Annotated in this window: 22 protein-coding genes; all 22 read left to right on the top strand. The window is 67.5% G+C overall.

The genetic code is table 11. The features are described 5' to 3' along the window. Window positions 1-71 precede the first annotated feature (71 nt). The 22 genes from dinB to dnaE all read left to right on the top strand — a co-directional run bounded on the left by dinB (window position 72) and on the right by dnaE (window position 24477). Window positions 72-1331, top strand: a complete 1260-nt coding sequence (dinB, locus tag I6B53_RS07325; protein ID WP_216763625.1) for a DNA polymerase IV — start codon at window positions 72-74, stop codon at window positions 1329-1331. 46 nt (window positions 1332-1377) lie between these two features. Then, a complete protein-coding gene (locus I6B53_RS07320) occupies window positions 1378-1818 on the top strand; it encodes a DUF3040 domain-containing protein (RefSeq protein ID WP_216765400.1) in 441 nt (146 codons plus the stop codon). Window positions 1819-2374: 556 nt separating this feature from the next. Beyond that, window positions 2375-2806, top strand: coding sequence for a division/cell wall cluster transcriptional repressor MraZ (mraZ, locus tag I6B53_RS07315; protein ID WP_216763624.1), 432 nt, complete (start codon window positions 2375-2377; stop codon window positions 2804-2806). Between the two features lie 116 nt (window positions 2807-2922). Continuing rightward, window positions 2923-3903 carry a 16S rRNA (cytosine(1402)-N(4))-methyltransferase RsmH gene (rsmH, locus tag I6B53_RS07310; RefSeq protein WP_216763623.1) on the top strand — a complete coding sequence of 327 codons (981 nt, stop codon included), beginning with the start codon at window positions 2923-2925 and terminating at the stop codon, window positions 3901-3903. Beyond that, on the top strand, window positions 3900-4298 hold the full coding sequence (locus I6B53_RS07305) for a hypothetical protein (RefSeq protein ID WP_216763622.1): 399 nt from the start codon (window positions 3900-3902) through the stop codon (window positions 4296-4298). Before rsmH ends, I6B53_RS07305 begins: the two co-directional genes overlap by 4 nt. Window positions 4299-4320: 22 nt before the next feature. Beyond that, the gene (locus tag I6B53_RS07300; protein WP_216763621.1) at window positions 4321-6066 is read left to right on the top strand and encodes a penicillin-binding protein 2; all 1746 of its coding nucleotides are present in this window, start codon (window positions 4321-4323) and stop codon (window positions 6064-6066) included. Window positions 6067-6111: 45 nt separating this feature from the next. Further along, the gene (gene murF, locus I6B53_RS07295; protein WP_216763620.1) at window positions 6112-7527 is read left to right on the top strand and encodes a UDP-N-acetylmuramoyl-tripeptide--D-alanyl-D-alanine ligase; all 1416 of its coding nucleotides are present in this window, start codon (window positions 6112-6114) and stop codon (window positions 7525-7527) included. After that, the gene (gene mraY / locus I6B53_RS07290) at window positions 7524-8606 is read left to right on the top strand and encodes a phospho-N-acetylmuramoyl-pentapeptide-transferase (RefSeq protein WP_216763619.1); all 1083 of its coding nucleotides are present in this window, start codon (window positions 7524-7526) and stop codon (window positions 8604-8606) included. The genes murF and mraY overlap by 4 nt, the downstream gene beginning before the upstream one ends. Then, a complete protein-coding gene (gene murD / locus I6B53_RS07285) occupies window positions 8588-10057 on the top strand; it encodes a UDP-N-acetylmuramoyl-L-alanine--D-glutamate ligase (RefSeq protein ID WP_216763618.1) in 1470 nt (489 codons plus the stop codon). Before mraY ends, murD begins: the two co-directional genes overlap by 19 nt. After that, entirely contained in the window at window positions 10054-11385 is a 1332-nt protein-coding gene (locus tag I6B53_RS07280; RefSeq protein ID WP_253953818.1) for an FtsW/RodA/SpoVE family cell cycle protein, read from the top strand. Before murD ends, I6B53_RS07280 begins: the two co-directional genes overlap by 4 nt. Next, window positions 11382-12500 carry a glycosyltransferase gene (locus I6B53_RS07275; protein ID WP_216763617.1) on the top strand — a complete coding sequence of 373 codons (1119 nt, stop codon included), beginning with the start codon at window positions 11382-11384 and terminating at the stop codon, window positions 12498-12500. The genes I6B53_RS07280 and I6B53_RS07275 overlap by 4 nt, the downstream gene beginning before the upstream one ends. Next, complete coding sequence (gene murC / locus I6B53_RS07270; RefSeq protein ID WP_216763616.1) at window positions 12497-13882, top strand: UDP-N-acetylmuramate--L-alanine ligase; 1386 nt, start codon at window positions 12497-12499, stop codon at window positions 13880-13882. The genes I6B53_RS07275 and murC overlap by 4 nt, the downstream gene beginning before the upstream one ends. Further along, window positions 13879-14922, top strand: coding sequence for a cell division protein FtsQ/DivIB (locus tag I6B53_RS07265; protein WP_216763615.1), 1044 nt, complete (start codon window positions 13879-13881; stop codon window positions 14920-14922). Before murC ends, I6B53_RS07265 begins: the two co-directional genes overlap by 4 nt. A 130-nt stretch (window positions 14923-15052) precedes the next feature. After that, window positions 15053-16363, top strand: coding sequence for a cell division protein FtsZ (gene ftsZ / locus I6B53_RS07260; protein ID WP_216763614.1), 1311 nt, complete (start codon window positions 15053-15055; stop codon window positions 16361-16363). A 4-nt stretch (window positions 16364-16367) separates the two neighbouring features. Continuing rightward, complete coding sequence (locus I6B53_RS07255; RefSeq protein WP_216763613.1) at window positions 16368-17216, top strand: polyphenol oxidase family protein; 849 nt, start codon at window positions 16368-16370, stop codon at window positions 17214-17216. Continuing rightward, the gene (locus tag I6B53_RS07250) at window positions 17216-17677 is read left to right on the top strand and encodes a cell division protein SepF (RefSeq protein ID WP_216763612.1); all 462 of its coding nucleotides are present in this window, start codon (window positions 17216-17218) and stop codon (window positions 17675-17677) included. The genes I6B53_RS07255 and I6B53_RS07250 overlap by 1 nt, the downstream gene beginning before the upstream one ends. Window positions 17678-17680: 3 nt before the next feature. Further along, window positions 17681-18001, top strand: coding sequence for a YggT family protein (locus I6B53_RS07245; protein WP_216763611.1), 321 nt, complete (start codon window positions 17681-17683; stop codon window positions 17999-18001). 164 nt (window positions 18002-18165) lie between these two features. Then, the gene (locus I6B53_RS07240; protein ID WP_216763610.1) at window positions 18166-18795 is read left to right on the top strand and encodes a DivIVA domain-containing protein; all 630 of its coding nucleotides are present in this window, start codon (window positions 18166-18168) and stop codon (window positions 18793-18795) included. A 105-nt stretch (window positions 18796-18900) separates the two neighbouring features. Next, window positions 18901-19500, top strand: a complete 600-nt coding sequence (gene lspA / locus I6B53_RS07235; protein ID WP_216763609.1) for a signal peptidase II — start codon at window positions 18901-18903, stop codon at window positions 19498-19500. Next, window positions 19493-20413: an RluA family pseudouridine synthase gene (locus tag I6B53_RS07230; RefSeq protein WP_216765398.1), complete on the top strand. Its 921-nt coding sequence runs from the start codon at window positions 19493-19495 to the stop codon at window positions 20411-20413. The genes lspA and I6B53_RS07230 overlap by 8 nt, the downstream gene beginning before the upstream one ends. Next, window positions 20410-20919, top strand: coding sequence for a GNAT family N-acetyltransferase (locus I6B53_RS07225; protein ID WP_216763608.1), 510 nt, complete (start codon window positions 20410-20412; stop codon window positions 20917-20919). Before I6B53_RS07230 ends, I6B53_RS07225 begins: the two co-directional genes overlap by 4 nt. 9 nt (window positions 20920-20928) lie before the next feature. Next, window positions 20929-24477: a DNA polymerase III subunit alpha gene (gene dnaE / locus I6B53_RS07220; RefSeq protein WP_216763607.1), complete on the top strand. Its 3549-nt coding sequence runs from the start codon at window positions 20929-20931 to the stop codon at window positions 24475-24477. Window positions 24478-24498 lie beyond the last annotated feature (21 nt).

The raw sequence follows: 24498 nt of genomic DNA, 5'->3' as shown, positions 1-24498 counted from the left end.
TATCCGCACGCCCGACCGGGACGGTCGGCGCCCTCGCCGCCCGGGCAAGGGAAGACGAGGCAGGAGGAACGGTGTCCAACGCCCCACGCGATCCCCGCGCGCGACGCAACTGGGGTGACGACGACTCGGCCACCCCGATCCTCCACGTCGACATGGACTCCTTCTTCGCCCAGGTGGAGATGCTCGAGGACCCCTCACTGCGAGGACGCCCCCTCATCGTCGGAGGCACGGGGAACAGGGGAGTGGTCACCTCCGCCACCTACGAGGTGCGTGAGCTCGGAGTGCGCGCAGGCATGCCGACCGCCCGGGCTCGGGCCCTGTGCCCACAGGCAACCGTGGTCCCCAGCAGTCGAGGTGCCTACCAACGCTGGTCGCGCAGGGTCATGGGAATCCTTGCCGATGTCACCCCCGCCGTGGAACAGGTGAGCATCGACGAAGCCTTCATGGACGTCGGGGGAGCGCGGCTGCGCCTGGGAGGAGCCACTTCCATCGCGCGCCTGCTACGTGAACGCATCCGCCAGGAGACGGGTCTGCCCGCCTCCGTGGGTGTGGCCTGCAACAAGTCGGTGGCCAAGATCGCCTCCTCCCACGCCAAACCCGACGGCATGCTCCTCGTCCCGGCTTCGGCCACCACCGACTTCCTGCACGGCCTTCCCGTGGGGGCTCTGTGGGGGGTGGGCGGGCGCACCGAGGAGGTGCTCACCCGCGAGGGGATCGTCACTGTCGGTGACTTGGCGCGAACCCCGATGGTGCGCCTGGTCAGGGTCCTGGGGTCCGCCCACGCCCATCACCTGCACGACCTGTCCATGGGCGTGGACCCACGACCCGTGCGCTCGGGTCGTGAGGACAAGTCCGTGGGCACCGAACGCACCTTCGAAGAGGACGTGCGCTCGCGGGAGGACCTCGAACACTTCGTTCTGGACGCCTCGCACTCGTGCGTGCGTCGACTGCGCAGGGCCGGCATGGTGGGACGCACGGTCGTGTTGAAGATGCGCTCGGGGGACTTCCACACGATCACCCGCTCCCTGACCCTGCGTGAGCCGACCGACGTGGGACGAGTGGTCGCCCAGGCGGCCAGGACCCTGCTGGACCGGGAAGCGATTCCGGCCACTGGCGTCCGCCTGCTCGGGGTACGGGTGGAGGGCTTGTCCTCGCGTGAGGACGGGGTCCTCGTCGCCCTGGACGAGGACGGGCGTCCCCTTGCCGCAGAGCGAGCCATGGACGAGATCGCGGCTCGTTTCGGCCCCGGTGCACTGCGACCGGCGACCCTTGTGGATCCGAGTTCCGCAAGGGCCCGGACTGAATCGCGCAGTGGTGCCTCCTCGCACTAGACTTGTCCTGACGCTGGCCCTTGGGACGATGAGGAGGAGGTGCGTGATGGCCCTTTCGGACTACGAGAAGCAGGTTCTCGAGGAGATGGAGGCTGAGCTGCGTCGGGTCGACCCTGACCTCGCGCACCAGATGTCGAAGGGCATGGAGGACCGCCCGTCGGGCTCCTCCGTCTCCCGGGGCGAAGAATCCGCCACTGGCGGTGAATCGGGGCCACTGTCCCCACGTCGGATCGCCTTGGGTGTGGTCATGGTTGCCGTCGGGCTGGCCGCACTGGTCGGGGCGGTGTCGCTGGGCGTGGGTGTGACCTCGATCGTCCTCGGTGTGGCCGCGTTCCTCCTCATGCTCGGCGGTGTCCTCTTCGCCCTGCGGCCGGGCGGGGCCGGAAACCCTTCCTCCCGCAAGCCTCGTGGTCGTCGCCAGACGTCGGCGTGGGCCCGCTTCATCGCGGACCAGGAACGCCGTTGGGAAGAGCGCCGCGATTCCTGACCGGCCCCTTTGCGGGAACTTCTCACGGGTGAGTTGTCGCTGACGCAGACCTTTGTGCCCCCGATGTCACGCGCGACGCGCGAATATGGGTATTTCCCCCCATTTTCAGCTCGAGTGTGACATCGGGGGCATTCTTTCCATGAGTGCACCTCCCTGGGGTCACCAGGGCCCCCACTTCTCCCCACCGGAGCCTTCGCGACCTCCACCCGGACCCTCCACTTTGCTCCACCTTTCCCTCCGGGGTGGGTCTTGGTTCGTGTCATACCTGAGGTGTCCCCTGCTTTCAAATATCCTTGGACCTGCGCAAAGATGGGTGTGTCCAGGTGAAGGCCCTGTGTGAGGGGTCGGTGGTGCCGGCGGTGGGGTGGGGGTGGGGCGACACTCCGAAAGGGGTGTTGTCCAAGAAGTGCTTCCACGATCACAGAACCGCCATTTTGCTTGAAATGACGCGGGTGTTGGGAGGGGCTCCTTCGTGACACCACAATCCTCCCCAGGGCAGGTGGAGGAAAGTGGGTTAAAGTGGTGGCACATGTCGCGCAGGGGAAGGCGGTGAGACATGTTCCTCGGAACGTACGAGCCGAAGCTCGACGACAAGGGACGTGTGATCCTCCCCGCCCGCATCCGAAACGGCATGGAAGGTGGAATCGTCCTCACCCGCGGCCAGGAACGCTGCATCTACGCGTTCCCGGTCCAGGTGTTCGAGGAGATGACGGCACAGATGCGTCGCGCCCCCCTGTCCTCCAAGCAGGCGCGTGACTGGATCCGCGTCATGCTCTCGGGCGCCTACATGGAGGTTCCGGACAAGCAGGGACGGATCGCCGTCTCGGCGGACCTCCGGAAGTACGCGGGTCTCGACAAGGAACTCATCGTCATCGGCGTGGGTGACCGAGCCGAGATCTGGGACGCCGCTTCTTGGCGCGAGTACCTCTCGGTCCAGGAGGACGCCTTCTCGACGACAGAAGAGGAAATCTTCCCCGGCAGCTTCTGAGCCGCGGGCCGAGGTCTCCGCCCGACGTTCCGACGCCACTTCCCCGGCGCCGGAGCGCGGTGGGGGACCCCGGTCCACGGAATGGCTCCGGGGAATCCGAGCCTTGAGGAGGTGCCATGGAGGACACGCGCAACACCGCAGCACTGCACGTACCCGTCCTCCTCGACGAGTGCCTCGACATGCTCGCCCCCGCCCTCGACATTCCCGGAGCCGTCCTCGTCGACGCCACCTTGGGAATGGGGGGGCACTCGGAAGGGGCCCTGCGTCGCTTCCCCGACCTGCAGGTGGTCGGCATCGACCGCGACCCGCAGGCCATCGACTCGGCCGTGCGACGCCTGGCACCCTTCGGGACACGCTTCCGAGCGGTCCACACCACCTACGACCACCTCGACGAGGTCGCCGCCGTGCACGGACGTGACGCCCTGGTCGACGGCGTCCTCATGGACCTGGGAGTCTCCTCCCTGCAGCTGGACCAAGCCGACCGGGGCTTCTCCTACGCCAAGGACGCCCCCCTTGACATGCGCATGGACCCCAGCACCGGAGCGTCGGCTGCGGACCTGCTGCGCACCCTGGACGCCGGTGAGCTCACGCGGATCCTGCGCACCTACGGTGAGGAGCGATTCGCGCAGAGAATCGCCAGGCGCATCGTCGAGCAACGCGCGCGCACACCACTGACCCGGACGGGGCAACTGGTCGACATCGTGCGCGAATCCATCCCGGCCCCCGCTCGTCGCACAGGCGGCAACCCGGCCAAACGGACCTTCCAGGCCCTGCGTGTCGCCGTCAACGACGAGCTGCGCATCCTGGAGAGGGCCGTCCCCCGGGCACTTGCATCGCTGAGGGTCGGAGGCCGCTTGGTGGTCGAGTCCTACCAGTCCTTGGAAGACCGCATCGTCAAGGACGTGCTGCGGCAGGGCAGCGAGAACCGCGCCCCTGCCGGACTGCCCGTCATCCCGGCAGACATGCAGCCACGACTGCGTCTGCTCACCCGCGGAGCGGGTCGCGCCCACGAGGCCGAACTCGCACGCAACCCCCGATCCGCCTCGGTCCGCCTGCGCGGCGCCGAAGTTCTCAGAGCCTGGAAGGAGTGCCCATGAGCGCCGTACCTGCGAGGACCCGCCCCGCCTCCCGCCCCGAGCGTCTGCGCGAGGAGGTCCGCACCCCGGAGCTTCTCGTCGTCGAAGGCATCGCCCCGAGGCGAGGACTCGTCTCTGCCGCCCTGATCACACTGGTCGTCCTGGCCGTGGCGATCATCGTGCCCATGATCATCAACACGCGCATGGCCGAAACCGCCTTGGCGGTGCGCGAGCAGCAGCTCAAACTCAATGAACTCGAGGCCTCCCACTGGACGATGGTGGCCGAACTGGAACGTCGCTCCTCCCCGGTGGCCCTGGAGGAGGCGGCCCGTGGCGCCGGCATGGTTCCGGCGGGACGCAACGGTTTCGTCCGCCTTTCCACCGGTACGGTCGAGGGCGGTGTTCCCGCCCGATGACGTGCAGGAAGGGGAGTTGGGGATGACTTCTGTCGCCCGACGCTCCCGAGCGATCGCCCTTCTCGCCCTCGCGGCCCTGTCACTGCTCGGTGTGCGCCTGGTCGTCGTGCAGCTGATCCAGGGAGAGTCCTTGGCCGCCGAAGGACAAAAGGTGCGCACCCAGGTCAGTGAGGTCACCCCTCGGCGCGGCTCCATCACCGATGCCACAGGCGTGGTCCTGGCGGACTCCGTTCAGGCGTACCATGTGGCGGTCAACCAGGTGAACATTCCCGCGTGGGTCCACTACCAGGTGGTCGACGGGGAGGTCACCGACACGGTTCTGGGCACCGGAGCCGCCGAGGCGGCCAAACTCCTCGCTCCACTGCTGGAGATGAACGAGGCCGAGCTGGGCGGCATGCTCATCGGCACCTCGACCTACCGGTACCTGAAGAAGAACGTCGACCCGGTGACCTTCCGCAAGATCCGCGCGTTGGACATCCACGGAATCGAATGGGAGTCGGTGTACGAGCGCACCTACCCCAATGGCAACACGGCCGCGCCCATCGTCGGCACGATCAATCCCGAAGGGCATGGGCAGGGATTGGAGGCCGTGTACAACGACCTTCTCAAGGGCACTCCAGGTGAGGAAGCCTTCGAGATCGCCCCCAACGGGGCCATCATCCCCGGCGGCAAACGCACCACCGTCGAACCCACCAATGGGGCGACTCTTCGCACCACCTTGCACGCCGACCTGCAACACCTCGTCCAGACCAAGTTGGACGAGAGGGTGGCCAAGCACAAGGCGGACTGGGGGACGGTCGTCGTCACCGAAGTGTCCACCGGCCGCGTCCTCGTCATGGCCGACTCCGGCTCCACCGCACCCGACCCCGCGAAGGTCCAGCCCGTGGCCGGCGTCCAGTACGCCTTCGAACCGGGATCGGTGGGCAAGGTCGTCACGGTGGCAACTGCCCTGGAGAAGAGGGTGATAACGCCGACCAGCGTCTTCACCGTGCCCTACTCGTTGTCCCCGCCCGACGCCGGTGGACCCATCACCGACTTCCACGAGCACCCCACTGTGCCCATGACCGCGACCGGCATCCTGGCCGAGTCCTCGAACACCGGCACGATGCTCATCGCCGAGAAGGTCACGGACGAGGAACGACGCGATCTCATGCTCAAATTCGGCTTCGGTGCCCCCACGGGCATCGAGTTGCCGGGTGAGGCTTCCGGAACCGTGCGACCGGCCGACCAGTGGGTCGGACGCGACCGCTATGTGACGATGTTCGGTCAGGCCTACACGGTCAACGCCCTGCAGGAAGCGACCCTCATGGCCACGATCGGCAACGGCGGGGTGCGCCTCGACCCGCGCATCATCGACTCCTGGACGCTGCCCGACGGCACGGTCCACAAGTCCGACCCGATCGAACCCGTGCAGGTCCTGCGTTCCGACACCGCCTCCCAACTGCTGCGAATGATGGAGTCCGTCGTCCAGGACGAATCGGGGACCGGCACCCCCGCCAAGGTCGACGGGTACAGGCTCGCTCTCAAGACCGGCACCGCCGACATCTTCGTCGACGGAGTGCCCGGCGTCGTCTCGACCACGGCAGGGGTCGTCCCGGCTGAGGCCCCTCGTCTGGCAGTGGCCGTGGTGCTCTACAATCCGAAGGTCGGAGTGCTCTCCTCGGAGTCGGCGGCGCCCCTCTTCGGGGAGGTTGCCACCGAGGCAGTACGCAACCTCGGAGTTCCCGCCTCGGCGGAGGACCCCGAGCTGTACCCGACGACCCCGTGAGGACGGGGCACACACGTGAGGGGACCTGTCCCCGGAGGGAGAAGGATGCACCGGCGAACGCAGTGGATCGCGTCGGCCGTCGGCGGGCAACTGCACGGAACGGATGTCGCGGTCACCGCTCCAGTGGTGACGGATTCCCGAGAAGCCGAAACCGGTTCGCTCTACGTCGCCAGGCGCGGCGAGAACGCGGACGGCCACGACTACCTTGCCCGGGCCGTGGCGGCCGGTGCCGTTGCCGCCTTGGTCGAGAGGGTCGTGCCCGAGGTCGACGTGCCCCAGATCCTCGTCGAGGACGCCACCTGGGCTTTGGGTGAGCTTGCCCGCGTCCACCTTCGGGAACTGCGCGAGGCGGGTGACCTCAAGGTTCTCGCCGTCACCGGATCGGCCGGCAAGACGACGACGAAGGACCTGCTCCGCCAGCTCCTGGCGCCCACCGAACCCACGGTCGCCCCGAAACTCTCCTTCAACAACGAGGTCGGCCTGCCCCTTACCATCCTGCGAGCCGATTGCGACACCCGCTTCCTCGTCCTTGAAATGGGTGCCTCCGGCCCCGGACACATCGACTACCTCACCCGTATCGCGGCGCCCGACCTCGCCATCGAGCTCATGGTCGGCCACGCCCACATGGGAGGCTTCGGTTCCATCGACGGCGTCGCCGACGCCAAGGCGGAGCTCGTGCGCGGCCTGGTCCCCGGCGGCACTGCCGTCCTCAATGCCGACGATCCTCGAGTGGCTGCCATGGCCTCCCAGTGCCCGGGCCCCGTCCTGCGCTTTTCCGCCCAAGGGGACGAGGGCGCCCATGTGCGTGCCCGCGCCGTGGTCACCGATGCCTGCGGTCGCCCTGTATTCCTCCTGGAAGGAGTACTTCCCGGAAGCGACTCCTTCAGTGAACCCGTGACCGCCCGACTGGTCGGTGCCCACCACGTGAACAACATGCTTGCGGCAACCACCGCCGCCCTCGCCCTGGGACTGGACCCGGCGGAGGTCGCCGCCAGGTTGTCGGCAGCCCTTCCCGAGTCCCCCCACCGCATGGATGTGCGGGACCTGCGGGTCTCCGGCGCACGCCTGACCCTCATCGACGACTCCTACAACGCCAACCTCGACTCCATGGGCGCCGCCGTGCGAGCCCTGGGGGCCCTCGGCGCAGGACGGCCGAAGGTCGCAGTCCTGGGGGAGATGCTCGAACTCGGGGACGCCTCGGCGGACATCCACCGTCAGGTCGGCGCAATGGTTGCCGGCGTCGGCCCCGACCTCGTCATCGCCCTGGGGGAGGAAGCCCGCGAGTACCTCACGGTGCTGCCCACGGACCTGCCCACCCATCACGTCCTCGACGCCGAGACCGCCACGCAGACGCTTCTGGCCCACCTGCCGCAGGACGCGGTGGTCCTGGTCAAGGGGTCCCTGTACTCCCACGTGCACCGGGTGGCGGACCTGCTCGTCGAGAAGGGAGAGGCCCGATGATCGGCATCATCATCGCCTTCGGACTGGGACTGGCCCTGTCCAACGGCCTCACCCCCGTCTTCATCAAGTGGCTGGTCGCCCACCACTACGGCCAGTTCATCCGTCAGGACGGACCCACCCAGCACCTCACCAAGCGTGGAACCCCCACCATGGGAGGCGTCGTGTTCATCACCTCCACGGTCATCGCCTGGCTGTGCGGGATGGTCGTCAACGGGGGACCGACCTGGTCGGGTGTCCTGCTGGGCTTCCTCTTCGTGGGACTGGGCTTCATCGGCCTGCTGGACGACGGCATCAAGATCATGCGCCAGCGCAGCCTGGGCCTGCACGCAGGTGCCAAGATGATCGGCCAGCTGGCCGTGGCCTCCGTCTTCGGTTTCGCTGCCCTGACGATCCCCGACGAGAACGGCACCACACCGGCCAGCATGCAGATCATGGTCACTGCGGACCTCACCCTGTCCCTGGCCTTCGCCGGCCTCGTCGTCGGAGTCATCCTGTTCGTCCTGTGGGCGAACTTCCTCATCGCCGCCTGGTCGAATGCCGTCAACCTCACCGACGGGTTGGACGGGTTGGCTGCCGGTGCCTCGATCTTCTTCTTCACGGCCTACACCTTCGTCACCTTCTTCCAGCAGTTGCAGTCCTGCGGCGGCTCGACCCTCAACGTCCAAGCCTGCTACCCGACCCGCGACCCACTGGACCTGGCGGTCTTCTGCGCGGCACTGGTGGGCTCGCTTGCCGGATTCCTGTGGTGGAACGCCTCACCGGCGCAGATCTTCATGGGGGACACCGGGTCCTTGGCACTGGGAGGTGCGGTGGCTGGTGTGTCCATCCTGACGAACACTGAGTTCTTCGCGGTGGTCATGGGAGGCCTCTTCGTCATCACCACGATGTCCGTGGTCATCCAGGTCGGCTTCTTCAAACTCACCCGCAGACGCATCTTCCTCATGGCTCCGATCCACCACCACTTCGAGCAGAAGGGGTGGAAGGAGATCACCATCGTCATCCGCTTCTGGCTGATCGCCGCCCTCTTCGCAGTGCTCGGAGCCGCCCTCTTCTACGCCGAGTGGGTGTCGAGACTGTGATCCTGCAATCGCCGGTCGCCATCGTGGGCTGGGGGTCCTCCGGAAAGGCCGCAGCTTCTGCGCTGCGCGCCCGAGGAGTCCGCGTCCTCGCCTTCGACGGACGCGAAGGCGCCTCGTCCTCGTCACCTGAGTTGCCTGATGCGGCGGTGCACGTGGACGCCGATCCGCAGGCCCTGGCCCGCGCGGTCGTCGAGGCTGCGCCCTCGACGATCGTCGTCTCCCCGGGAGTGCCCGGACACGCCCCCGTCTTCGCCATGGCCGAGGCTGCCGGCATCCCCGTGTGGGGTGAGGTGGAGCTGGCCTGGCAGCTGCAGGAGGCGGGAGAGCACGCGGGCCGCCCGTGGATCTGCGTGACCGGAACCAATGGCAAGACGACCACTGTGGGGATGCTCGCCGAGATCCTGCGCGCCGACGGCAGGCGTGCCATGGAGGTCGGCAACATCGGCACGCCGATCTGCACGGCGATCGACTCCGAGGCGGAGGTCTTCGCCGTCGAATTGTCCAGCTTCCAACTGCACACCACCCACTCGATGAGCCCGACGGCCTCCTGCTGTCTCAACGTCGACTCCGACCACCTCGACTGGCACCTGACCACCGAGGCCTACGCTGCCGACAAGGCACGCATCTACACCCACACGCGCGTCGCCTGCGTCTACCCCTCCGAGGACCGCACCGTGGAGCGCATGGTCGAAGAGGCCGATGTCGTCGAGGGCGCCCGCGCCATCGGCACCACCTTGGGGGTGCCGGCGCGCTCCCAGGTGGGTCTGGTCGAGGACGAGGGTGAGCTGCTGCTGGTCGACCGCGCATACGGCGAGGACCGGGCCCGCGTCGGCATCGTCCTTGCCAAGGTCGCCGACCTGGCCGACGCCTACGGAGACCACCCGACTCCAGCGGTCGTCTCCGACGCCCTCACGGCCGCGGCCCTGGCCAGGGGCGTGGGAGTCGCCCCGGAAGCGGTGGCCGCCGGCCTTCGTTCCTTCCGCCCTTCCGGGCACAGACGTGCCGTCGTGGCCCGCACCGCCGACCTCACGTGGATCGACGACTCCAAGGCGACCAATGCGCACGCTGCGGAAGCCTCCCTGCGCGGCATGCCGCAGCACAGCACCGTGTGGATCGTCGGTGGTGATCCGAAGGGACAGGTCTTCGACGAGTCCATCGCCCGGGTCGCCTCCCACCTGCGTGGAGTGGTCCTCATCGGGGCCGACCGGACGGACTTGGCGCGCGCATTGGCAGCCAATGCTCCGGGTGTGCCCGTCGTCGAAGTCGATGGCCACGAGGACTGGATGTTCTCCGTCGTCAACGAGGCCGTGGCCCTGTCCCGCCCGGGTGACACCGTGCTCCTGGCCCCCGCCTGTGCTTCTTGGGACCAGTTCGACAACTACGGGCAGCGCGGCGACGCCTTCGCCGACGCCGTACGGCGACTGGCCGAGCAGTGGGGAAGGTCCTCGTGACCGCGTGGATCGAGCGTCTGGGGGCGCACCTTCCGCATGTCACCTTCGTCTCCCCCTTCGCCTCGAAGGGGGAGGGGCATGCGCGTGCGGCGTTGAACCCCGTGCTCAGCTACTACTTGGTGGTCCTGCCGGCCCTCATCCTCACCGGATTCGGACTGGTCATGGGCTTTTCCGCCTCGGCGGTCACGACGATCCTGGCCGACGCCAACCCGTATCTCACCTTCGCCACCCACCAGCTGGTCATCGTCCTGGTGGCACTGCTGATCGCCGCCATTGCCAGTTTCGTTCCCCGCCGCTTCTGGTACTCGTTGGCGCTGCCCACCTTCGGAGCCGCCCTGGTCTTCCAGCTGCTGGTCCTGACCCCGCTGGGCGCCTCCTCGGGCGGCAACACGAACTGGCTGCGTGTGCCCGGCGTCCCCTTCCTCATCCAGCCCTCCGAGTTCCTCAAGTTGGCGCTGGTCATCGCCATCGGGCGGATTCTCGCCCGCCCGGGAGCCCGCCTGTCCGACTGGCGCCAGATGGCGGTGACCGTCGGCATCCCCATCGTGGTCACCTTGGGGGACGTCATGCTCGGCCACGACATGGGCACCGCCATGGTCGTGGGCCTTGCCGCCATCGGCGCCACGTGGGTCGCCGGCCTTCCGGGAAAGTGGTTCGCGTGGCTCTGCGCACTGTCGGTGCCCTTGCTGTCCCTGTTCGTGTTCATGAAGCAGTCGCGCATCGATCGCGTCCTTGCAGTCCTGCCGTGGAACACCACCGCACGCGACCTCGCCAAACCCGAACAGATCGACCATGCCCTGTGGGCGCTGGGTTCCGGTGGCCTGACCGGGCTCGGTCCGGGGGCCTCGCGAGAGAAGTGGAACTACCTGCAGGCCGCCCACACCGACTTCATCCTGGCGATCATCGGTGAGGAGTTCGGCCTGCTGGGCACGCTCACGGTCCTGCTGTGCATCGGCGCCCTGGTCTGGGGGATGATCCGGGTGGCGGCGGCCACCGACGACCTCTTCACCGCAGTGGTCACCGGGGGAGTGGCGTCGTGGATCGGCGGACAGACGGTCATCAACGTCATGTCAGTGACGGGAGTGGGGCCCGTCATCGGCGTGCCGTTGCCGCTCGTGTCCTATGGTGGATCCTCATTCCTCTTCACCTCGGTGGCCATCGGTGTGGTGGCGGCACTGGCCAGGCAACAGGCGGGGATGTTCGTCTTCGGGTCGCCGGACGAATCCTCGGCCGGACGTGACCCGCGGCGTGGCCCCCGTCGCCGGTCCTCAGGTGCCCGCCGACGTGGCGAGAGGGTCTTGTCCCCCACAGTCAAGGAGTCGTCATGAGGATCGTCCTCGCAGGTGGGGGGACTGCGGGTCATGTGAACCCGCTCCTGGCCACCGCCGATGTGCTGCGCTCACGCGGAGCTCGGATCACCGTCCTGGGAACAGCCGAGGGACTCGAAGCGGACCTGGTGCCCGCCGCAGGCTTCGACATGGAGACCATTGCGAAGGTGCCGCTGCCGCGCAGGCCCTCACCTGCACTGCTCACGCTACCGGTGCGCCTGCAGCGCACTGTCGAGCATTGCCGACGGGTCCTGGAGGGTGCCGACGCGTTGGTGGGCTTCGGTGGCTACGTGTCGACCCCGGCCTACTTGGCCGCCCGTGGGGCGAAGGTACCGGTGGTCGTCCACGAACAGAATGCCTCGCCGGGACTGGCGAACAAGGTCGGCGCCTCCTTCGCCGATGTCGTGGCCCTCACCTTCGACTCGACACCTCTGCGCTGCCGCAAGGGACGCACTGTGACCACGGGTCTGCCTCTGCGCGCCGCGATCGCCCACCTGGCGGCCGACCGTCGTGACCCGCAGCGCTCGTGCTCGAGGCGTGCCGGTGCGGCGAAGCGACTGGGCATTGATCCGCAGGCGCGCACACTGCTCGTCACGGGTGGTTCGTTGGGTGCCCTGCATGTGAACGAGGCGGTCACCGGGGCGGCCGCCGACTTGCCCGAAGGGGTCCAGGTGGTCCACCTGACAGGCAAGGGCAAGGACGGCGCCGTCCGTGAAGCCGTCGAGGCCGCTGGCGTCGCCGAGCGATGGCTTGTCCTGGACTACCTGTCCACCATGGAGGACGCTTTGGCTGTCGCCGACTTGGCGGTGTGCCGCTCCGGCGCAGGCACCGTGGCCGAGATGACGGCCCTGGGAGTGCCCTGCGTGTACGTGCCCTTGGCGATCGGCAACGGGGAACAGAAGCTCAATGCCGCAGACCATGTGGCCTCGGGTGGGGCGATCCTGGTCGATGACGCGCGTTTCACTGCGCAGGTGGTGCGTGAAAGGGTGATGCCCATGCTGGTTTCGGACGATCTGGAGGAAATGGCCCGCGCATCGGCCGACCTGGGCCATGTCGACGCCGCCACAGAGCTGGCCGACATCGTCGAAGAGGTGGCGAAGGAGGGCCACCGATGAGCGCTTACCACTTCATCGGGATCGGCGGCGCCGGGATGAGCGTCATTGCCGAACTGCTGGCCGCTCGTGGCCATGTGGTCACCGGATCGGACCAGGTCGAGTCGGATGTCCTGGAGCGCCTGCGCACACTCGGAGTGACCGCCTGGGTGGGGCATGACGCGGCGCATGTACCGGCTGACGCCGTGGTGGTCGTGAGCTCCGCGGTTCGCGAGTCCAATGTCGAACTTGCCTGTGCCCGGGAGCGCGGCCAGCAGGTGATCCACCGTTCCCAGGCCTTGGCCGTCGCATCCGAGGGCATGCGTTTCGTCGCAGTGGCCGGCGCGCACGGGAAGACCACCACTTCCGGCATGCTCACCGTGGCCCTGTCGGCGGCAGGACTGGATCCGTCGGCGGCGGTGGGGGCAGTGGTCCCTCAATTCGGGTCGGGTGCACACGTGGGCGGCGGAGACGTCTTCGTGGCGGAGGCCGACGAATCCGACGGCTCCTTCCTGAACTACACGCCCACAGTCGCCCTGGTGACCAATGTCGAGCCGGACCACTTGGACCACTACGGGTCGCGTGAGGCTTTCGAAGAGGTCTTCGTCCGCTTCGCGGGCCGTGTCGTGCCGGGTGGGTCGTTGGTTGTCTGCGGAGAGGACGAGGGCGCCGCGCGCCTTGCCGCCGCTGTGCGCGGCACCTGCCGCGTCCTGACCTATGGCCGCCTTGAGCGTTGTCAGAGCGCACCTGACGTGGCGATCACCGAGGTGGAGGCCACGGCAAGTGGCGTCAAGGCCGTCCTGACCCACGGCGAGGACCGGGTCGATCTGGAGCTGGCGGTGCCCGGAGAACACAACATCCTCAACGCCGCCGGCGCGTGGGTGGTCGGTCGTGAACTGGGTGTGGCGCCCGAGGCGATGGCGAGGGCGCTCGGAGAGTTCACCGGGACCTCGCGCCGATTCGAAATGCGCGGGCAGGCCGGCGGTCGTCGGGTCGTCGACGACTACGCCCACCATCCGACCGAGGTCGCCGCAGCAATCGCCCAGGCGCGCACCGTGGCCGGCGACGCCCAGGTGAGCGTCGTCTTCCAACCGCACCTGTACTCACGCACCTTGAACTTCGCCGATCGTTTCGCCCAAGCTTTGTCCGCGGCGGACACCGTCGTGCTCACGGACATCTATGCCGCTCGTGAGGACCCGGTCGAGGGCGTGGATTCGACGGTGATCTCCTCCAAGGTGCCCGGGGCGGTCTTCGTCCCGGACATGGAGGAGGCGACCCGTGTGGCCGCACGGGCCACGCGCCGGGGTGGAATCCTTCTGACCATGGGTGCAGGGTCGATCACCCGCTGCGCCCCGGTGGCCCTTGACGTGTGGGCCGAGGACGAGGGCGGGAGCCCGGCACAGTGAAGCACCCGCCGAGGCCCAGGTCGACTCGTCGGCGCGCACGCGAGGGCGAGCCCGAGGCGCGTCGCCCGGCTGGAGCGACTCCTGAGTCGCACTCCGGCGCCGGGGCGCCGTCCTCGTCGAAGCGGCAACGCCCTCGTCGCCCTTCCAGGGCCCAGGACGAGGCCCCCTCGAAGGAACTCTCCCGGCTCCAGCCCCGAAGTGAGGCCGCTTCGGCGGAGTCGGGGGGGACCCTGACGCGCCCTGCCGACATCCTGCGTCGCCCGATCGGCGCCGCCGACGCCTCCCAGGTCATGGGTCCGGCCCAGGATTCCCCGGCGGCCTCGATCGAGGAACGTCGCAGCGAAAGACGTTCGGCGCTGCTGCGTCTGCGCCTGGGACGCCTCGTCGCGCTGGTGACCACCGTGGGTCTGGTCGTGGCGGCGATCTGGGCCGTGTGGTGCTCGCCGCTGCTCGAAGTCCAGGAGGCCCAGGTCAGGGTCACCGGCATCGACGAAGAGGTCCTGCCCCGCTCACAAGTGCTCCAGGCCCTCGGCCAGGCGGTCGGAACCCCGCTGCCCCGGGTGGACCTTGCCAGCGCCGAGGCCGCCGTCGAGAAACTCACTCCCGTCAAGGACGCCACACTGACCCGGCGATGGCCGGCCGGAATCGACGTGGTCCTCACAGCGCGGGTGGCGGTGGCCAATGAGCGAGAAGGCGAGTCCTGGCGACACATCGACCAGGACGGTGTGGTCCTGAAGGTCGACGGGGCTCCCAGTGCGGGGCAGCCAGTCCTCGTGCTGCCCGCGGACAAGGGGCGCGCGGCTTCGACTGCGGCGCTCCTGGAGGTCTCCGCTGCGCTGGACCCGGCCCTTCGGGGCCGGGTGACGGAGTTCGCCACCGATGGTCGCACGGTCACCCTGACGCTTGACGGTGCCCAAGTGGTCCGGTGGGGTAGTCCGGGGGACACGGCCCTGAAGGCCAAGGTCTTGGCCGTCCTCGTCAAGGAGAGGCCGTCGAAGGTCTACGACGTGTCCTCACCCGCACACCCCGTGACGGCCTGACCTCCGACACGCCCGCGTGGACGCTTGAGTCGCCCCGGGGTCGCCCCTACCTTTCTCCCGGCAGAAGGCATGAGGAACATGAACCTTCAACCTGAGGTTGAAGGTTTGCTCGGATCGAGGAGAAGGACACATGGTGGCACTCCAGAACCAGTTGGCGGTCATCAAGGTTGTCGGCGTGGGTGGCGGCGGCGTCAACGCCGTCAACCGGATGATCGAAGTCGGACTCAAGGGAGTCGACTTCATCGCCGTGAACACCGACGCCCAAGCGCTCCTCATGTCCGATGCGGAGACCAAACTGGACATCGGACGCGACCTCACCCACGGACTCGGCGCAGGTGCCGACCCCGCCGTGGGACGCCAGGCTGCAGAGGACCACGTCGACGAGATCGCCGAGTCCGTCGCCGGGGCCGACATGGTCTTTGTCACCGCAGGTGAGGGTGGCGGCACCGGCACCGGCGCCGCCCCGGTCGTGGCCCGCATGGCCCGCAGTGCGGGCGCGCTGACCGTCGGCGTGGTCACCCGTCCCTTCTCCTTCGAAGGCAACCGCCGAGCCGCCCAGGCCGACCGTGGGGTCGAGGACCTGCGCGCCGAGGTCGACACTCTCATCGTCATCCCCAATGATCGTCTGCTGAAGATTTCCGACCCCGGTATCTCCGTCCTCGACGCCTTCCGCGCCGCCGACCAGGTCCTTCTCTCCGGCGTCCAGGGCATCACGGAGCTCATCACCACCCCGGGCACGATCAACGTCGACTTCAACGACGTCAAGTCCGTCATGAAGGATGCGGGCAGCGCCCTCATGGGCATCGGTGCCGCCACCGGTGAGGACCGCGCACTGCGCGCCGTCGAGACCGCGATCTCCTCGCCTCTGCTCGAAGCCTCGATCGACGGCGCCCACGGTGTCCTCATGTTCTTCCAGGGCGGCTCCGACGTGGGCCTGCACGAGATCAACCAGTCCGCCCAACTGGTGCGTGAAGCAGTCCACCCCGAGGCCAACATCATCTTCGGCCAGGTCTCCGACGACGCCCTGGGCGACGAGATCCGTGTGACGATCATTGCCGCCGGATTCGACGACCGCAGCGGACGTGGGTCGGCGGAGGCCGCACAGGCGCCCGCCTCCCTGGTGCGCCCGGCGATCCCGGCCGCCCAGGTGCCCGCCTACGCCGCACCCGTCGCCCCTCCTGTGCCCGTGGCGGTGTCCGTCGCCGAGGTCGACGAACCCGCCGTGCGCCCCCTGGGGCAGGTGCCCGTCGCGACCCCGCAGCACCGAGCCACCCCGGAGATCCCCACCCGGCGCGTGCCGGTGGTCGAGCCTCGACCCGAACCCGCCCTGCCCGAGCCGGTACTTCCTGATCGGCACGAGGACCGTTCGCTGGAAGTCCCGAGGATCTTCGACGAGGAGGAGCGTCCGGAGGAACTCGACCTGCCGGACTTCCTGCGCTGAGCCAATGTCCGCCCAGGACCGCTACGGAGCCCTCACCTGCTTCACCACCGCGGGGGAGGGCTCCGACCCTCTGCGCGAGAACCTCGGTCTGCACGTCGGGGACGACCCTGACACGGTCCACACCCGCCGTGAGCACCTCGCTCGCCGGGTCGGCGCCCCCATCGTGTGGATGGACCAGACCCACTCGACAGAGGTCGCCCTCATCACCCGGGACACCTGTCCCGAAGAGTCGATGCCCGGCGAACTCGGCCCTGTCGCCGCCGACGGCGTGGTGCTCGACGCCCGGGATTGGCAGGACCCCCCTGCGTTGGCCGTCATGACGGCGGACTGCCTGCCGCTCCTTCTGCTCGCCCCCGGAGTGGTTGCGGCCGTGCACGCGGGCAGACCCGGACTGCTCGGCGGAATCCTCGAACGCGCCGTCGAGGTCCTTCGCGGCATCGACGTGGAGCTCGCCGCAGTGCGTGCCGTCATTGGCCCGGCGGCCTGCGGTCGCTGCTACGAGATCCCCGAGGACATGGTCCGTCGGGCGGAACTCACCCACCCGGGTGTCCGCTCGCGGACCACATGGGGAACTCCCGCCCTGGACCTGCCCGGTGCGGCACGCGGGCAGCTGCTCGACCTGGGAATCGGCGAGGTCGAGGTCGACCCGCGGTGCACCATCGAGGACCCCTCATTGCATTCTCACCGCAGAGATCCGCGCAGCGGACGCCAAGCGGGTCTGGTGCGGACATGGCCCGCCGCGTGTCAGAAGTGGCAGGGGCCCGTCGGCCACCCGTGGGCGTGTCTTGGTCGACACGGGAGTCGCGGACGCTACCTTGGCACCACCGGAACCACGAGTGAGGAGAACGGGTGATGGGTGAGTCCTTCGGAGCCAAGGCGCGTCGTTTCATGGGGTGGTACTCCACCGACCAAGTCGAAGCAGACCAGGATTCCTTCGAATTCGAGGAGGAACTGGCCGAGGTCACGCCCATCGTTCCGGCCCCACGCCCCAGCCTGGCTCCCGTGGTGCGTGAGGAACCGGTGCTGTCGGAGGCCGACCGGTCCCGCATCTTCACCAGTCACCCCGAGTCCTTCAACGAGGCCCCGGCCATCGGCGAGGCCTTCCGCAAGGGCATCCCGGTCATCATCAACCTCACGGACATGAAGCATGACGAGGCTCGGCGTCTCGTCGACTTCGCCGTGGGCCTGACCTTCGGTCTGCACGGAGTGATCGAGAAGGTCACCAGCAACGTGTTCCTCCTGTCTCCTCGCTCGATCGAGGTCACGGGAGACCTGCACCAGTCTCGCCGTGGCTCCTTTTTCAACCAGGGTTGAGACGTGTTCTTGATCTCATGGGTGGGGCTGGCGATCTCGCTCGTGGCCGGGCTGTACATGCTCGTGCTCATCGCCCGCATGGTCCTGGACTGGGTGCGCTTCTTCTCACCGTCGTTCCGTCCGCAGGGTCTTGCGCTTCCTCTGGCGAATGCCTGTTACACCTTGACGGATCCGCCTCTGCTGGCGCTTCGCAGGATCATTCCCCCCTTGCGATTGGGGCAGGGATTCGCCTTGGACGTGGGCTTCATCGTCCTGGTCCTGGGGGTCATGGTCGTGCAGAACGTCGGCACTTGGCTGCAGCGCTGGGGTGCTTCCCTCGGGTGAGCGCGGTCACGGTGCCAATGTGTGATCCGTGACCAATGGTGACCGTGTGACTAAAGAGTCGGGTATCCTTCCGAGTGAAGTGTTCGACGGGTCATCTCCCCGGTGATCCGAGACGCGTTCGGTCTCCGTGCGCGCCGCTACCGAAATACCCGAGAGGCGAGAAAATGGCCCTGCTCACCACTGAGGACGTTCTCAACAAGAAGTTCCAGTACGTCAAGTTCCGTGAGGGATACGACCAGGTCGAGGTTGACGAGTTCCTCGACGAGGTCGTCTCGACGATCTACACCCTTCAGGCCGAGAACCAGGACCTCAAGGAGAAGCTCGAAGCCGCCGAGCGCCGCATTGCCGAGCTCTCCGCCGGTGACGTGACCCAGGTTCGCGTCGCCGGAGGCGAAGGCGTCGACGGCAACGCCGAACTCGCCGCGGCCCAGGCCCGCATCACCCAGCTCACCGCCGAGCTGGAGCAGGCCCGCTCCACCCCGGTCACCGGCGTCGGCTCCCCCGAGTCCGCCACCTCCATGCTGGCCCTGGCCCAGCGCGTCCACGACGAGTACGTGCGCGACGGTCGCGAGGAGTCCGAGCGCATCATCGCCGAGGCCCGCGGCAAGGGAGACGAGATCGTCGCCGACGCCCAGCGTCAGCACGAGACCATCCTGGGCCAGCTCGACCAGGAGCGCGGCCTTCTGGAGACCAAGATCAACGAGCTGCGTTCCTTCGAGTCGGAGTACCGTTCGAACCTGCGTTCCCACCTGGAGTCCCTGCTGGGCGAGGTCAACGCCGGTCAGCAGGGCTGACCGCCCCCGACCACACCTCCGCGCGAGCGGTGGCGCCATGCTGCGCCGCCGCTTGCACGTGTGCATACGAGACACCACCGCACGGCCCCTCCGACAGAAGGTCAGATGAACTCCCAGCCCACTCTTCGGCGACGTGCCCTCATCGCCGGCGGCGTCGCCCTGGCCGCAGCACTGAGCGACCAGGCAAGCAAGATCTGGGCGCTCGGCGCCCTCGATGACGGCCAACGCGTCCCCCTGATCGGCAAGTGGATCTCCTTGGTCCTCATCCACAATTCGGGCGCGGCATTCTCCCTCGGCTCCTCGGCGACGTGGATCTTCACGATCCTGTCCGTCATCGTCCTCGTCGCCCTCGTGGCGTACGTCAAGCGCGGGTGCAGCGCGGCCACCGCCGCAGCCGTCGGACTCCTTGGCGGGGGAGCGGTGGGCAATCTCGTCGACCGACTCATCCGCCCCCCGGGGATCGGAGTGGGTCATGTGGTCGACTTCATCAACTACAACGACTACTTCATCGGCAACGTCGCGGACATCTGGATCGTCCTCGCGGCCCTGTGGTTGGCCGTCATCGCCGCACGAACGCCGTCGCCGGTACCGCAGGGGCAGGCCACCTCGGACCCCTCCAGGGAGCCCCAGGCCCCGCCCTCGGTCAAGGCGGGCTTCTCCTCGTCGACACTGCCCCAGGACCCGGCCGATGAGCACAATGCCTGACCTGCGCTACCTGCCCGTCCCCGACGCCCTCGTGGGGGACAGGGTCGACGCCGCCCTGTCCCGCCTGCTCGGCCTGTCCCGCTCCAAGTGCGCCGACCTGGTTGCCGAGGGCGCAGTCCTCGTCAACGGCATCAAGCCCGACAAGTCCACCAGACTTGCCGCCACGGACCTCATCGAAGTCACCATCCCCGAGGTGGACAGGGCCGCGCCGCCGGTGGTCGGGATGGAGATCCTCTTCGACGACGAGGACATCGTCGTCGTCGACAAACCAGTGGGAACCGCCGCGCACACGGGCCCGGGCTGGTCCGGGCCCACCGTGCTCGGAAACCTCGAAGCCGCCGGCTACCGGATCACCACCCACGGTCCGCCCGAACGCCAAGGCATCGTCCACCGCCTGGACGTGGGCACCTCCGGAGCAATGATGGTGGCCAAGTCCGAGTTGGCCTACTCGGTGATGAAACGCGCGTTCAAGGAACGCACGGTCACGAAGATCTACCACGCATTGGCCACCGGACACCTGGACCCCGACCGCGGCACCATCGATGCCCCCATCGGACGCCACCCCTCGCGTGAATGGCGGATGGCCGTCATCGATGGCGGAAAACATGCCATCACCCACTACGACACCCTGGAACTGCTGCCGGGAGCCGCCCTGCTGGAGGTCCACCTGGAGACGGGTCGCACCCACCAGATCAGGGTGCACATGGCCGCAGTGGGCCACCCCCTGGTCGGCGACGTCTTCTACGGGGCGGACCCGACAACCGCTGCGAGACTCGGACTGGAACGTCAGTGGCTTCACGCCGTCGAATTGCGTTTCGCCCACCCGAGGACCGGTGTGCCCACCGCCGTGTGTTCCCCCTACCCGGCGGATCTGCAGGCCGCTGTGGAGACGATGAGAAGGTCGGGACGATGACCACCATCGCACACAGGATCGTGCTGGCAGACACGCCGGAGATGCGCAGCGCAGAGCTCGCCGTGCGCTGGGAGGTGTTCGTCGTCGAACAGGGCGTGCCGCTGGTCCTTGAGATGGACGCGCGCGACCAGCGTGAAGACGTCGATCACCTTGTCGCACTGCCCGAGAAGTGGCGCAGTGGGGACCCGGTCCTCGGCTGCGTTCGGATCATTCCCGACGGCGTCGGCGAGGACGGGCGCACTCACGTCCACCTCGGGCGTCTGGCCGTGCGCCGCGAGGCCCGTGGCACGGGCCTCGGCGCCGCCCTCGTGCGCGCCGTCCACCAGCGGGTGGCCGACCTCACCCCATGCGGTCGCGAAGCGCTTGTCGTCCTGGACGCACAGGTGCAGGCGCAGGGATTCTACGAAGCCCTCGGCTACCGTACGACCACAGGAGAGGTCTTCCTGGACGCCGGCATCGAACACCGCGAGATGGCTCTCGTGGTCCCGGGACGTTCGGGTCACTAGGATCGACCCATGGCCTCCAGCGACTCCTTCGTGCACCTGCACAACCACACCGAGTACTCGATGCTCGACGGAGCCGCGAAGATCAAACCAATGGTCGCCGAGGCCGCCCGCCTCGGACAGTCGGCCCTGGGAATCACCGATCACGGGTACCTCTTCGGCGCCTACGAGTTCTACGCGGCCGCCCAGGCCGCAGGCATCAAACCCATCATCGGCCTGGAGGCCTACGTCACCCCCGGCACCTCGCGCTTCGACCGGCAAAAGGTCATGTGGGGCGAGCCTTGGCAACGCTCGGACGACGTGTCGGCCGGCGGCTCCTACAACCACCTGACCCTCATCGCCCATTCCACCGAGGGCATGCACAACCTGTTCCGACTGGGTTCGCACGCCTCCCTCGAAGGACAATTCGGCAAGTGGCCGCGCGCCGACCGGGAACTGCTGGAGCGCTACCACGAAGGACTCACCGTCTTCACCGGATGCCCGTCGGGGGCGGTCCAGACCCGTCTGCGCCTTGGCCAGTGGGACGAGGCCGTCCGCGAGGCCGCGGAACTGCGCGACATCTTCGGTCCGGAGAACTTCTACGTGGAGATCATGGACCACGGCATCGAATTCGAGCGCCGTACCCTCAAACAGCTCCTCGAGATCGCCCGACTCATGGACGCGCCCCTGGTGGCCACCAATGACGCGCACTACGTGAAGAAGGAGGACCGGCGCGTCCAGGACGCCCTTTTGTGCATCAACTCGGGTTCACGCATCGCCGACCCCGACCGCTTCAAGTTCGACGGCGACGGCTACTACATCCGCCCCAGCCAGGAGATGCGCTCCATCTGGAAGGAGCTGCCCCAGGCCTGCGACGCCACATTGGAGATCGCCGAACGCTGCGACGTCGGCTTCGTGACCACCCATGAGGGCGCCTCCTACATGCCGGACTTCCCCGTGCCGCCGGGGGAGGACAAGACCTCGTGGTTCATCAAGGAGGTCGAACGGGGCCTCCAGTACCGCTTCCCCGGCGGAGTGCCCGAGCACGTGCGCAAACAGGCGGAGTACGAAGAGGATGTCATCATCACGATGGGCTTCCCGGGCTACTTCCTCACCGTCGCCGACTACATCAACTGGGCCAAGGAGCAGGGAATTCGTGTGGGGCCCGGCCGAGGGTCGGGAGCCGGATCCATGGTCGCCTACGCCATGCGCATCACCGAACTCAACCCCCTGGAGCACGGTCTCATCTTCGAACGCTTCCTCAACCCCGAGCGCGTCTCCATGCCCGACTTCGACATCGACTTCGACGAGCGCAGACGAGACGAGGTCATCGACTACGTCAAACAGAAGTACGGCGAGGACCGCATCAGCCAGGTCGTCACCTACGGCACCATCAAGACCAAACAGGCCCTGAAGGATTCCGCGCGGATCCTCGGCCGCGACTTCAAGGTCGGTGAACAACTCACCAAGGCCCTGCCGCCGGCGGTCATGGGCAAGGACATTCCGCTGCACGGCATCTTCGACCCGGAGAACAAGCGCTACGAGGAGGCCAGCGAGTTCCGCAAGTACCACCAGGACAACCCTGACATCCACGAGGTCGTCGACTACGCCCTGGGTCTGGAGGGCATCACCCGCCAGTGGGGCGTCCACGCCTGCGCGGTCATCATGAGTTCGCACCCGCTGATGGACATCATCCCCATCATGAAGCGTCCTCAGGACGGGGCCGTCATCACCCAATTCGACTACCCGACGTGTGAGACCCTGGGCCTGCTGAAGATGGACTTCCTGGGGTTGCGCAACCTGACGGTCATCTCCGACGCACTGGAGAACATCGCCCTGAACGGCAAGGAGGTCCCTGATCTGGACCACTTGGGTCTGGACGACCGGGCCACCTATGAACTGCTGGGGCGCGGCGAGACCCTGGGCGTGTTCCAGTTGGACGGCGGCGGCATGCGTGACCTGCTCAAGCTCATGAAACCCGACAATTTCGAGGACATCTCGGCCGTGGGCGCCCTGTACCGTCCTGGTCCCATGGGTGCGAACTCGCACACGAACTACGCGCTGCGCAAGAACGGCCGCCAAGAGATCACGCCGATCCACCCGGAGCTGGCCGAACCGCTCCAGGACATCCTGGGCACGACCTTCGGCCTGATCGTCTACCAGGAACAGGTCATGCAGATCGCACAGAAGCTGGCCGGGTACTCCTTGGGCCAGGCGGACATGCTGCGCCGCGCGATGGGCAAGAAGAAGAAGGAGATCCTGGACAAGGAGTTCGAACCCTTCAGCCGGGGAATGACGTCCAACGGCTACTCGATGGAGGCCGTGAAGACCCTGTGGGACATCCTGGTTCCCTTCTCCGACTACGCCTTCAACAAGGCGCACTCGGCGGCCTACGGTCTGGTGTCCTATTGGACCGCCTACCTCAAGGCAAACTACGTCACCGAGTACATGGCGGCCCTGCTCACCTCCACCAAGGACAACAAGGACCGCCGCGCCCTGTACCTGGCCGAGTGCCGCCACCAGGGCATCACCGTGTTGCCCCCGGACGTGAACGAGTCCATGGGCACCTTCGCCCCTGCCGGGCGCGACATCCGTTTCGGCCTGTCCGCCATCCAGAACGTCGGCGCCAATGTGGTCGAGGCCATTGTGCAGACCCGCGCGGAGAAGGGGACCTTCGCCTCGTTCCAGGACTTCTTGGACAAGGTGCCGCAGGTGGTGTGCAACAAGCGAACCATCCAGTCCCTGGTGCGGGCGGGCGCCTTTGATTCGCTGGGCCACACGCGTCGCGCCCTGCTCGCGCGCTGTGACGAGGCGGTGGACGCCGTCATCGACCTCAAACGCAATGAGGCGATCGGCCAGTTCGACCTTTTCGGCGGTGCCGACATGGGCGGTGGTGACGGTCCTGGCTTGGCAATCGAGATCCCGGACCTGCCCGAGTTCGACCGGCGTCAGAAGTTGGCCGAGGAACGCGAGATGTTGGGTCTGTACGTTTCGGACCACCCGCTGCGCGGGGTGGAGACGGCCCTGTCGCGTCACCAGGAGGTCGAGATCGCCCAAGTGGTCGGGGGAGAGGATGTGGCCGCCGATCGAGTGGTGACGATTGCCGGTCTGGTCTCCGCCATTCAGACGAAGGTGACGAAGCAGGGCAACCCGTGGGCAATCGCCACCATCGAGGACCTGTCGGGTTCGGTGGAGGTCCTGTTCTTCCCGCGCGCCTATGAGACCATCCAGTCGCACTTGGCGGCTGACACGATCGTCAAGGTCGAGGGCAAGGTGTCGGTGCGTGACGACACCCTGTCCCTGTACGGGCAGTCGATGACACTTCTGGATCTTCGCGAGGACGCCGATGCGCCGCTGGACATCGAGTTGCCTGCTTCGCGCTGCACGCCTGATCTGCTCAAGGAAATGCGTGAAGTCCTTGAATCATTCCCGGGCGCCTCTCCAGTGCGCCTGCATCTGAAGGAGCCCGGTCGTACGACGGTGGTTGAATTGGACCAGCGCCTACGTGTCCAGCAAACCGGAGCGTTTTTCTCGCAACTGAAGGCGGTTGTAGGCATCTTGGGGCAGGTGACATCCCGCTAGAATTCCCGTAGCGAGTCCTCT

The organism is Schaalia sp. 19OD2882, from assembly GCF_018986735.1.
Lineage (GTDB): Bacteria > Actinomycetota > Actinomycetes > Actinomycetales > Actinomycetaceae > Pauljensenia.
Note: the sequence above shows the minus strand (reverse complement) of the source record. Positions and strands in the feature narration are given on the sequence as shown.